Source organism: Virgibacillus ndiopensis, from assembly GCF_900187325.1.
In the GTDB taxonomy this organism is placed as follows: Bacteria; Bacillota; Bacilli; order Bacillales; family Amphibacillaceae; genus Virgibacillus_E; species Virgibacillus_E ndiopensis.
This window is the reverse complement of the sequence record NZ_FZMZ01000006.1, coordinates 1,335,360-1,347,519: the sequence shown is the minus strand read 5'-3', so window position 1 is coordinate 1,347,519 and position 12,160 is coordinate 1,335,360. Positions and strand designations below refer to the sequence as shown.

The window sequence follows — 12,160 nt, the reverse complement described above, 5'->3', positions numbered from 1 at the left end:
AACCTCCTTTAGGTATTTGGGCCAAGTGGCTACCTACAATTACTCTTCCTTAACACCTTTTTCTAGCGCTTTCCATGCAAGTGTTGCACATTTAATTCGCGCCGGGAACTGGGAAACACCCTGCAATGCTGCAATGTCTCCAAAATCCAGTTCATCAGTATCAACATCTTCTCCAAGCATCATTTTGGAAAACATAGTTGACATATTTAATGCATCATCTATCTGTTTTCCTTTAATGGCCTGTGTCATCATGGATGCAGACGACATACTAATCGAGCAACCTTCACCATCGAATTTGGCATCCGTGACAAAACCATCTTCAACTTTCATTTGCAGCTGAATTCGGTCGCCACAAGTTGGGTTGTTCATATCAACTGTTAATGCATCACCATCAACGGATCCTCGATTTCTTGGATTTTTATAGTGATCCATAATTACCTGTCTGTATAATGTATCTAGGTTACTAAAAGACATCACCAAAATACTCCTTCGTCTTCAAGAGTCCATCGACTAGGGTGTCAATGTCCTCCTCCGTGTTGTATAAATAAAAGCTTGCTCTAGCTGTTGCTGTAACATTTAACCATTTCATTAGTGGTTGTGCACAATGATGTCCAGCACGAACAGCTATTCCCTCTGCATCAAGTGCTGTTGCTGTATCATGTGGATGTACATCATCAAGATTAAACGTTACAAGTGCAGCACGCTTTTCAGGTCCAAAAATTGAAATACCATCGATTGTTCGTAGCTTTTCTAATGCATATGCAGCTAGTTTATGCTCATGCTCTGCTATATTTTCCATCCCAACATTATTCAGAAAGTCAATAGCAGCACCAAGACCAATTGCACCTGCAATAATTGGTGTACCGCCTTCAAATTTCCAAGGAAGCTCTTTCCATGTTGAATCATACAAATTTACAAAATCAATCATTTCACCACCAAATTCAACAGGCTCCATTGATTCGAGATGCTGTCTTTTCCCATATAATACCCCGATGCCTGTTGGAGCACACATTTTATGGCCGGAAAATGCATAGAAATCACAGTCGATATCCTGAACATCAACTTTCATATGTGGTGCACCTTGCGCACCGTCAATTAGCATGACTGCTCCATGTTCATGAGCAATTTTTGCAATTTCTTTTACTGGATTTACTGTTCCAAGTACATTTGAAACATGCGTTACAGCTACTAATTTTGTGTTATCCGTGATGGTTTCACGAACATCCTCTAAACTTATTGTACCATCTTCTTGTAATGGTAAATATTTTAGGCGTGCACCTGTTGCCTTAGCAGCCTGTTGCCACGGAATAATGTTACTGTGATGTTCCATAGGGGTAATCACAATTTCATCTCCGGTTTTTAGGTTACTCCTCGCATAACTATAAGCAACTGTATTAATGGATGTTGTTGTACCACGTGTAAAAATCACTTCAGCCGTACTACTTGCATTGATGAAACGACGTACTTTTTCACGTGCGCCCTCATATTTGTCGGTAGCTCTTGTGCCTAATGTATGCACACCACGATGCACATTTGAATTATCCTGTCTATAATAGGCATCAACAGCTTCAATCACAGGTAGCGGCTTTTGTGAAGTAGCTGAAGAATCAAGATAAACTAAGGGATGTCCATTAACTTCCTGATTTAAAATAGGAAACTGTTGCCGAATGGCCTTTACATCCATTAGTAAACCTTCCTTTCAATTACTTGTTTCAATTGTTCTTTTACAGATTCAATTGGTAACTGACTAACTACTGGTGCTAAGAAGCCATGTATGATTAAACGTTCTGCCTCTTTTTGACTAATTCCACGACTCATTAAATAATACAGTTGAGTTGGGTCTACTCGACCAACTGATGCAGCATGACCTGCTGTAACGTCATCTTCGTCAATTAATAGAATTGGATTAGCATCCCCACGCGCTTTTTCACTTAACATCAATACACGTGATTCCTGCTCAGCGTTTGATTTCGAAGCACCATGTTCAATTTTACCAATACCATTAAAAATGGTTGTTGCACTCTCTTTCATAACACCATGCTGTAAAATATATCCTTCCGATTGTTTACCGAAATGAACTATTTTAGCCGTGAAGTTCTGTGTTTGTTTACCACGTCCCACGGAAACAGCTTTTGCATTTGAATTAGAATTATCACCAACTAGATGTGTTATATTTTCAGAAACCGTGTTACCATCATTCATTTGACCAAGCGCCCAGTCAATTGACGCATCGCGATACGCAACACCACGACGATTGATATATGTTGTTGTTCCTTCAGCAAAATTGTCAACTGCACCAAATGAAATTTTCGCGTTGTTATGCGCAACTACTTCAGTAACGATGTTCGCCACAGTTTGTTCTTCATGGTTATTTGAAATATAGTTTTCTACATATGTTAATGAACTATTATCATCAGCCACAACTAATACATGGTTAAACATTGCTGCCTCAGGATCTTCTTGCCAGAAAATAACCTGTAATGGTACTTCCAGTTGAACATTTTTCGGTACATATACGAAAATACCACCATTCATCAGTGCTGCATGTAATGCTGTTAAACGATGCTCATCAACAGATACTGCATCCTTCATGTAATAGCGTTTAACTAAATCTTCATGCTCGTTTAAAGCTGTAAAGATATCCGTAAAGATGACACCTTTTTCTTTAAGCTCCTTATTCAAAGAAGCATAGGCAACTGAATGATTTCGTTGAATCAAAAGGTTTTCAGATTTATTTTCTTTGTCGAGAAAATCCTGAATTTCTACTGGTAAACTATCTAACGATGAAATCTTATCACCCTGTGCTGAATGTTTAAAATGGCTAAAATTCCATTTACCGATCTTCGTTTTATCTGGCTTAGGCATTTCAAGCGTATCAGCTAGTTCCAAACCTTTAAGGCGTAAGACCCGCATCCATTCTGGTTCACGTCTGTCTTGTGAAAACTGGTTAATATAATCTTTATCGTATGGTAGCTTTGTTTCAACAGTCATATTACCCCTCCTAACTTTTACGCGTTTTGCTCTTGCGTTTCGTCTTCAATACCTAATTCTTCTTTAATCCAGTCATAACCTTCTGCCTCTAATCGCTGTGCAAGCTCAGGTCCGCCAGATTTAACAACACGACCTTGCATCATTACATGCACAACATCTGGTGTAATATAATTTAATAGGCGTTGATAGTGAGTAATGATTAAGCAACCAAAGTTTTCATCACGTAGTTTATTAATTCCTTTAGATACAACTTTTAATGCATCAATATCGAGACCTGAGTCAATTTCATCTAAAATTGCGATCTCAGGTTTAATCATCATTAATTGAAGAATTTCATTACGTTTTTTCTCACCGCCAGAGAATCCTTCGTTTAAGTAACGTTGTGCCATGTTTTTATCAATTTCAAGATAATCTAATGCGCTATCCATTTCTTTGATAAATTTCATTAATGGAATTTCGTCACCTTCTTCGCGACGAGCATTAATAGAAGAACGTAAGAAGTCAGATGTTGTTACACCACTGATTTCACTTGGATATTGCATGCCTAGGAATAGACCTGCACGAGCACGTTCGTCAACTTCCATTTCGAGAACATCTTCCCCATCAAGAAGTACACTACCGTCTGTCACTTCATATTTAGGGTGCCCCATAATTGCTGAAGCAAGTGTTGACTTACCTGTTCCGTTTGGTCCCATTACTGCGTGGAATTCGCCACCCTTTATCGTAAGGTTTACACCTTTTAATATTTCTTTATCTTCAATAGAAACATGAAGATTTTTTATTTCTAGTGTTGATCCTGCCATGTCGATACCTCCAAATACTAGTAATATTAGTTAATTATTTCAAATGGATATAACATCCATTCTCAATTTATTCTCATTACAATCTTAAATCATTTCCAATTTATAATCAACTTTTTTGGGCTAACAAAAACAGTTAATTAATGGGCTATAAGTATAGTTTACCATACATTTTAAAATCGAGTTTCTACTATTATATATAGCCGCGACTAAGATCTGTTTTATCGCCCCAATTAAAACACATGAGTGGTAAGATAAACCTAATCTTTCTCCCACGTGACGGAGGCTTGTTCCGCATCAACAAAAAATACTGGCATCCAATCGGATACCAGCACCTAACTAATATATTACTTATGCAGTTGACTATCGATTTCAGCGACTATGTGTTTACATTGTTCATATTCTTGTTGTCTTCTTTTTTCAACAACAATGCGTTTGTCTAATTTTCTTCCATACTCCGCATAACCTATACCATGCGATTTTTGCATTGCCTTTTCCATCTCAGGCGTGTAATTCATTCGTATTCCACTATGGATAGTGAATCATCCTTTCGATTTAATTACAATAATAAGATTAACACATGGACGATTCCCATTTCAAAACGCAAATAAACGTTGAATTACGTATTCAATAGTAAATTACTTACTGAAGAAACAATAGCCATCATATATAATTATATCTTGCTTTTTTCACTCAAATACTGCCGTATGCTCAAAATTTGCAAATATTGTTACTCTTCGCCACCAACAGGAACAACTGCACCTTCGAATTCTTCAATAATAAAGTCCTGAATTTCTTTAGAATGTAATACATCAACCAATGTATTCAATACTTCATTATCTTTATCTTCTGATCGAACTGCGATGACATTTACATATGGTGATTCTTCACCTTCTATAAATAGAGCATCTTCCAATGGATTCAGTTCCGCTCCAATCGCGTAGTTTGTGTTAATCGCTACTAATGCATTTTCTTCTGAGTTATATAATTCAGGTAAAAGTGCTGCATCTACGTCAGCAGAGAATTTTAAATTTTTCGGATTCTCAATTATATCGTCAACTGTCGCATCAACTTTATCGACACTTTCATCTAATTTGATTAACCCTTCTCGTTCGAATAACGCAAGAATACGGCCGTGGTCTGCTACAGAGCGACTCATAATTACTTCTGTACCATCCTTAATATCGTCTACACTATTAATCGTTTTTGAATAAACACCCATCGGCTCGATGTGAATGCCACCAATGTGTTTAAAATCATACCCAATATCAGCGATTTGCTTCTCTAAATATGGGATATGTTGAAAGTAGTTAGCGTCTAACGTACCGCTTTTTAAATCCTCATTGGGTAAAACATAATCTTGATACTCTTCAATGTTCAATGTAATACCTTTTTCTTTAAGAATGGGTTTTGCTTGTTCTAAAATTTGTGCGTGCGGCGTACTAGATGCTCCAACGGTTATTTCTTTCGTGTTTTCTGAGCCACTGTCCTCATCTGAATTACCACATGCTGCTAAAACTAAAACAAATATTACAGAAACAACTGTTAAAATCTTTTTCATTTTGAATACTCCCCTTTTAATTTTTATCTTTTATCTAATTTACTGGAAATATAATCTCCAATGAATTGGAATATAAATACAATAACTACAATAAATACCGTACAAACGAATACTACGTCAAAATCTCTTCGCTGAAACCCATAAAAATAGGCGTAGTCTCCTAGACCTCCAGCACCGATGACACCAGCCATAGCAGTATATCCGATTAAAGAGATTGCAGTAACTGTTATGCCAGAAATAAGTGCTGGCATCGATTCTGGCAGCAATACACGGAAAATAATTGTTTTCGTTTTTGCTCCCATTGCTTTTGCCGCTTCCACAACACCTTTATCAACTTCCTTCAATGCTATCTCAACTAATCTGCCATAAAACGGTGCTGCCCCAATAATTAAAGCAGGTAACGCCGCATTCGGCCCCCGGATCGTCCCAATTAAAAAATCGGTGAACGGGAATAATAGTAAAATTAAAATAATGAATGGAATTGCTCGAAATATATTCACAATCGCCGCAACAATTATGTTAAGAAATTTATTCTGCCAAATACCGCCTTTTGAAGTTAGATATAAAAGTAACCCGAGAAGGATTCCGATAATAAATGTTCCGACTAATGCTAGCAAGGTCATGTAAAACGTTTCATATGTTGCCAGCCAAAAATCCTGAACATCAAGGTTTGGAAATAATTTAGTTAGCATCACGGATCACCTCCACTTCCACTGAGGTATGCGTGATAAAATCTATAACTTTATCAACTTCCCCTGCCTCACCATCAAGTTGTACAAATAATGTTCCATAAGCGCCAGCCTGAGTTTGCGTAATTTTTCCTTGTAAAATATTAATGTCAATCGTGAATTCTTTTGCAACCTTGCTAATCAGCGCTTGGTTTGTCGTCTCGCCAATGAAATGTAGACGAACAATTTTTCCATGATCATACGTATTAATTAGATGATTGATACCTTCGTTTTCATCGTTCGTTCCCATCACCTGTTCAACAAACTTCTTCGTTACCTGTTGCTTCGGTCTTAAAAATACGTCCAGCACCTCGCCTTGTTCAACAATCTTTCCGTTCTCCATCACTGCCACTTGTTTACAAATTTTACGAATGACGTGCATTTCGTGTGTTATTAAGATGATTGTTAATCCAAGTTTTTGATTGATATCAACTAACAAATCTAATATCGAATTCGTTGTTTCCGGATCCAATGCGGAAGTTGCTTCATCGCAAAGTAGAACTTTTGGATTATTAGCTAATGCACGGGCAATTCCGACGCGTTGCTTTTGCCCTCCACTTAGCTGTGACGGATAAGCGTTTTCTCTTTCCGTAAGACCAACTAAATCAATTAAATCCTGTACTCTTTTTTCACGTTCAGTCTTTGGTACACCAGCTATTTCCAATGGAAAGGCGATGTTATCTTTCACAGTCCTTGACCAAAGTAAATTAAAGTGCTGAAAAATCATGCCAATTTCCTGTCTAGCTAAACGAAGTTGACTTGAATTTAAAGCAGTGATCTCTTGGTCATCAATAATAATTCGACCTCCAGTAGGCTCCTCCAACCGATTCAACAATCTGACAAACGTACTTTTACCAGCACCACTATATCCAATTACACCGAAAATATCGCCCTCTTTTATATCAAGTGTTAAATCATCAACAGCCGTGATCTGACTTTTATTTGATGTGAAAATTTTACTTAACCCTTCAATCGAAATCACAATTTATCCTCCTAAAAATTCCTTAGATACATATTATGTCCTAATAAAGACAAAAAACGCCTTTCTGTAAGAGAACAGAAAGACGTAAATATATGTCTTCACGTTCTCTCATCTGTCAAAGATAACTCTTTGCAGGAATTGGCACCTTTCAAACAACTTAATGTTTGAAGGTTGCCGCGGTTTCGTAGGGCCAGTCCCTCCGCCGCTCAAGATAAGAGATAAGTACTATTTAATTAAATTTGATAATCTAGATATTAGCACCCCTATAATTAGGTGTCAATATAAAAAATAATAATCCACCAATTCATACTATTTAGTTTTCAAACAGCTCAGGCGTATATTTTAATAAATAGCTATAAATATTTGGAATGGATTTGAATGCATAGATTCTCTCTTTAATTTCATTATTCTCTTTAATCATTAAACACGGTACACTTTCTACTTTGTTATTACGCATAAAATCAGGGTGCAACGATGCATTCATTTCATAAAATATTTCCTGTTTATGCACGGACTCAATTTTATCTAACATGGACCTTGCCAAACTACAAGTACCACAAAATGGTGTATAAATATATAATAAATAGTTTTCCTGTTCTAAAGTTTCATTCGTTATTGCCTGCAAAAATACCACCCTAAACTAAAAATATCGGATTAACCGAAATGCTTTTACTTATCAAGGCAGTTGCGAGTATCTGTTCAGGAGTTGTTGCTACTTCCCGGTATTCACTACTTACATAAATATGCTCAGCATGCGGAAGTTCACGTGCCAATTGTTTTCGCAACTTCATCCCTGATTGATCCTCGTCAACTAAAATATATACGTCCTTATTATCCAAATCATATGTTTCTAAAAGCTCATCAAACCGTTCCACTGCAAATGTACCATTTGTACAAATAATCTCTACGTCATCATTAATTACTTTTTTGATTTGCTTTTTGTCCGTTAATCCCTCGACTATAATAACTTTGTCTGAATCATGCGTAAACATCACATGCACTCCCTATCCATTTGGAACGACCCAAGAACTAACCTACTGAATAAAAATGTCCATGAAATATACTATTTGTTGATGGTAATCCATCATTTCGTATTATAACATATACATTTATATGTTATATCAGTTTATGCATTATCAGCTTTTTAAGTACGTGAAAAAGGTGAGTTAAAAACATCTCTACAATTCTTATTTAATTTTTACCACAATATCTCCCGCTGTTAATTTACTGTTTTCAATCATGACTAATTGTTTAACGTTCTCAGGAACTTCAAAGGTTAACAAAGTTTTTACTTTTGCTGGAGGATTTAAGTGAATTTTACTCCAATTCTCAGCTACTACTATTTCATAATCTATTCTATTATACTTAATTCCATTTCCATCCAATAGGTATATATCTCCCTTTTGAGGTTGATATACTGTACTTCCAGATTCATGTCTATCTATTAGTTCCGCTGAAATTGTAATAAATTCTGCATTTGCCTGCTTTGGTTTTATATTCTCTGGATTTTCAGTTACTAACTTATAGGTAAATGTTTTAAACTTTTCCTCCAAAGTATCTCCTATATTCAAGACACGCCAGGCATTCTCAATTTTATTATCAATAATATTTTCTCCTTCTTCCTCAGTTCCCTTATCCATTTTTTTCTCCGATTTGTTACTCTTGCCATCTACCTCAATGGTCTCCTGCACTTCCCCTGATGTTCCTTCTATCGATTGAATATTTTCTGGTCTAGTTACATTAGACTCCTTCGTATCTGGGATAGCTTGCATTAATAACGTGACGATTCCTAAAAACAAACAGATTCCTACTGTACCAAACACATACCGAAAACTTTTTTCTGTTCTTTTCGAATTTGTAAAACCACCAGTCAGACCCTGATATGGTTGTATTATCACTGCTTTTCTAGCAGGTAAAATTGCACCTACTATCCCAGTAACTATTGGGATTAAAATGGTACCAAGTAAAAACAATAATTCATCAGTAGGAAATTTACCATACATCCCAAAAATAATACCAAATGCAATACCTAAACCAATTAATCCAGCTAATAGCCCACTTAAACCACCCTCTATTAATACAAGTGTTCGAATTGTTCTGTTATGCCATCCGAATGCTTTAAGCGCTGCAAGTTCGGTTTGCCGCTCTGCAACATTTTGCCAAATAATTTCAGCTGTCGTTAATATTGCAATCGCAATCGCCACACCCATTGCAACATAGTGCATTGGACCAACTTCCATGGCAACAAACTCTCCAAGCCATGTCGTAAACATAGTTCCCTTTAGTTGGAACGTAACAAATAAGAAGAAAATCAACAAACTTGTTGGTAACGCTATCGCTATTACGGACAATATACTGCGTTTCCACATAATAAGTAAATTTTTTAAACCCATACTAAAAATTGATTTCGTTTTGAATAAATGCCTTTTCAGATTGGAAATTTCCCCAGTTTTAATTGTTTCATATGGGGATATTTTCCGAACTAAGAATCCAGGTATAAGAGTTCCTAAAACGTATATGGATAATCCAAATATACCTATTAATATTAGACGCCAAACTGATGTTTCAAATTCATTAGTTACATAAATTGAGCCAAGAATAAGCCAGCTAATTATCGAAACAAACACGCCGATCATTGTTGCCTCAATAAATAATAATTTCGTTAATTGATTCGGACGCCATCCAATAGAAAGTAAGACGGCGAATTCCTTTTTCCTTGCATACATCATAATTATATTAGTGGAAAACACATAAACGATGGCAACTGCTATAACACTTGCAATAACTCCGGACATTCCTATTTTTGATTCTTTAAAAATAGTCATCGAGGAACCTAGTTTAATCCAAGGCTGTTCCACCCATCCAAGGTTTTCTTTTTCCTCAAGTCCTGGTATATGCGTTAATGCTGGTTGCGGTGAAGATCCTAACGTAATATCCGTAATTAAACCAGTCTTTTCCTCTATCTTTTTCGCAACATCTTGAAGGGTTTGTTCACTCTCCTCAGTTAATTCCTCTACATCTTTCACCTTAACACGGATAGCCGAGATTGGTTTATCTCCGATTATTTTTGCAGCCGCTTCTATATTTGTTAAAATTAATGGTGGTTTAGTCAAAAAGCCATATGGGTTATTAAGCGGTTTCATTTGTTGTGGCGGGTTTATTGGATTTTCATCTTTGTCCAGTACCCAATTCGCTTTAGAAGGAAAATAGGTCTCCATTGGTAATTCGGTTAAAGGATCCTTAGAAATATTTAATTGTCTTGGATCAAATATACCCTTAAAATCCAATTGAAGTCTTGGCCATGAAGAACTGTCTTCACCAAATGATGTAATTTGCCTATAGGCATAATCAATAGCAAGTGTTGAATCTGAAGGAACAGTATATGGTTCTACTTCATAAGAAAAAGGCCAGCGTTCTCCGTATGGACTAGATACCTCTCTATATTCGACAGGAGATGGTTTAAATCGCATCCATTGAGACCCTCCTATATCTCCACCATTACTTATTTGTTCAATAATTTTTTTATGGGTCTCTGAAGTAGTAAATTTATATTGATCTACTTGAGTCTTAGGTTGTTCATCTAAATAAGATTTACCGCCATTTTCCTTAACCATCTCCATCGTAGAATCAGGATTTTCAGCAAAAGGTATATCCACCTTTTCGATTGTATATGTCATTGTTCCATCTACAAACTCCTGGTTACTAAGTATTACAGGAATTTTTGTGTCTTCAATATCTTCCATTACTTCAATTGTTTCAATATTATCCTTTTTAGATAAATACTTACTGTTGCTACCCTTAACTATTGCTTCATCAATTCCAACAAGCTTTGCTTCAGCATCTGGATCAACGCCAGCCAATAAAATATCAGTTCCATAGTGCAATTTCCCATCAAATCGGGTTACACCATATGCGCTTGAATCGCTCGGCCCTTCCCATGTCCCTACTGTAAAATATATACTTCCGTTATCTACTACCGTATCAACGCCATTATCAGTGGCTTCCTTTATGTTCATCCTATATACACCAGGCTCCGTAATGTCTATTTGACCTAGTTGAGTTGAATTTTGTATGTACCCCATCATGGCAATTGGTGCTGCAATATCTATATCTGATATTGCCTTTACCTGTTCGTATTGTTCTAAAGAAATTCCACCCGCTATGCCACTAAGATAGTTCGGCTCCAACAATTTCTTTTCTTCCGTCACACTTCTTGCATCAGGTGGACGAACAACGATATGGTAAGATGATTTCCACCGTTTCTGCAGTTCATCGACCACTGTAGCCTTATTAGCTTGCGTTATCCCAACTAAATAACTGAGCCCTATACTAACTATTAAAGCGCCAACTATAAGTAATAAAAATCGTTCCTTATTCCGCCACCAAGAGTTCCAAATAAACCTAAGCATGGACCTCGCCCCTTGAATCTCTAGTAATTTTTCCATTCTTCATCTCTACAATTCTATTAGCCCTTGCAGCCAAGTCTGGATCATGTGTAACAAAAATAACTCCACATCCTTTTTCTTTATTTAAGGATGAAAGTTTCTCAAAGATTATTTCACCGGTATGAGTATCTAAATTTCCAGTTGGTTCATCAGCCAGTAACCAACTTGGTTCATGAACTAATGCACGTGCTATAGCTACTCGCTGTTGCTGCCCACCAGAAAGTTGTGAAGGTAAAGAATGAAGTTTATCCTCCAATCCTACATCTTTCAATAAACTTTCTGCACGTTCTTTTTTGTTGTAGGAAACTTTTCTTGAAAATAATGGAGCCATAACATTTTCTAATGTGGTAAGTGTAGGTAGTAGGTGAAATTGTTGAAATATAAATCCGATATTTTCAAAACGAAAATCAGCTAATTGTTTTGGTCTTCGGTTGTTAATTGGTTCATTGCCGTACATGATTTCTCCACTTGATGGTAAGTCTAATGTTCCTATTAAACTAAGTAGTGTTGATTTCCCTGACCCGGATGGACCAACAATTGCCACAAATTCCCCCTCATCAAACTTTACATTAATGTCCTCTAAAGCATAAGTGCTAATCCCGTCCCCTTGAAATATCTTACTAACGCCCGTGCATCCCATCGTATGTACCAAT

General features: G+C 36.6%; 12 protein-coding genes and 1 riboswitch. All 12 genes read right to left on the bottom strand.

Annotation, left to right across the window (positions count from 1 at the left end; translation table 11 throughout):
• Positions 1-39 precede the first annotated feature (39 nt).
• The 12 genes from sufU to CS937_RS18760 all read right to left on the bottom strand — a co-directional run bounded on the left by sufU (position 40) and on the right by CS937_RS18760 (position 12,159).
• Positions 40-474, bottom strand: a complete 435-nt coding sequence (sufU, locus tag CS937_RS18810) for a Fe-S cluster assembly sulfur transfer protein SufU (protein WP_099159993.1) — start codon at positions 472-474, stop codon at positions 40-42.
• The gene (locus tag CS937_RS18805) at positions 464-1,684 is read right to left on the bottom strand and encodes a cysteine desulfurase (RefSeq protein WP_099159992.1); all 1,221 of its coding nucleotides are present in this window, start codon (positions 1,682-1,684) and stop codon (positions 464-466) included. The genes sufU and CS937_RS18805 overlap by 11 nt, the downstream gene beginning before the upstream one ends.
• Positions 1,684-2,991 carry a Fe-S cluster assembly protein SufD gene (sufD, locus tag CS937_RS18800; protein ID WP_099159991.1) on the bottom strand — a complete coding sequence of 436 codons (1,308 nt, stop codon included), beginning with the start codon at positions 2,989-2,991 and terminating at the stop codon, positions 1,684-1,686. The genes CS937_RS18805 and sufD overlap by 1 nt, the downstream gene beginning before the upstream one ends.
• Before the next feature lie 17 nt (positions 2,992-3,008).
• A complete protein-coding gene (gene sufC / locus CS937_RS18795) occupies positions 3,009-3,794 on the bottom strand; it encodes a Fe-S cluster assembly ATPase SufC (protein WP_099159990.1) in 786 nt (261 codons plus the stop codon).
• A gap of 344 nt (positions 3,795-4,138) precedes the next feature.
• The gene (locus CS937_RS19600) at positions 4,139-4,309 is read right to left on the bottom strand and encodes a YuzK family famiily protein (RefSeq protein ID WP_176555889.1); all 171 of its coding nucleotides are present in this window, start codon (positions 4,307-4,309) and stop codon (positions 4,139-4,141) included.
• Positions 4,310-4,521: 212 nt separating this feature from the next.
• Entirely contained in the window at positions 4,522-5,352 is an 831-nt protein-coding gene (locus CS937_RS18790) for a MetQ/NlpA family ABC transporter substrate-binding protein (protein ID WP_099159989.1), read from the bottom strand.
• Positions 5,353-5,375: 23 nt separating this feature from the next.
• The gene (locus tag CS937_RS18785; RefSeq protein ID WP_099159988.1) at positions 5,376-6,044 is read right to left on the bottom strand and encodes a methionine ABC transporter permease; all 669 of its coding nucleotides are present in this window, start codon (positions 6,042-6,044) and stop codon (positions 5,376-5,378) included.
• Positions 6,034-7,062 (bottom strand): methionine ABC transporter ATP-binding protein, encoded by a 1,029-nt coding sequence (locus CS937_RS18780; RefSeq protein WP_099159987.1) that lies wholly within the window; start codon positions 7,060-7,062, stop codon positions 6,034-6,036. Before CS937_RS18780 ends, CS937_RS18785 begins: the two co-directional genes overlap by 11 nt.
• Positions 7,063-7,167: 105 nt before the next feature.
• Positions 7,168-7,280: riboswitch (SAM riboswitch) on the bottom strand.
• Positions 7,281-7,375: 95 nt separating this feature from the next.
• A complete protein-coding gene (locus tag CS937_RS18775) occupies positions 7,376-7,687 on the bottom strand; it encodes a thioredoxin family protein (RefSeq protein WP_099159986.1) in 312 nt (103 codons plus the stop codon).
• Between the two features lie 10 nt (positions 7,688-7,697).
• Positions 7,698-8,054, bottom strand: coding sequence for a toprim domain-containing protein (locus tag CS937_RS18770; protein ID WP_099159985.1), 357 nt, complete (start codon positions 8,052-8,054; stop codon positions 7,698-7,700).
• A gap of 195 nt (positions 8,055-8,249) precedes the next feature.
• The gene (locus CS937_RS18765; protein ID WP_176555888.1) at positions 8,250-11,471 is read right to left on the bottom strand and encodes an ABC transporter permease; all 3,222 of its coding nucleotides are present in this window, start codon (positions 11,469-11,471) and stop codon (positions 8,250-8,252) included.
• A complete protein-coding gene (locus CS937_RS18760; RefSeq protein ID WP_425445479.1) occupies positions 11,464-12,159 on the bottom strand; it encodes an ABC transporter ATP-binding protein in 696 nt (231 codons plus the stop codon). The genes CS937_RS18765 and CS937_RS18760 overlap by 8 nt, the downstream gene beginning before the upstream one ends.
• Position 12,160: the final 1 nt, after the last annotated feature.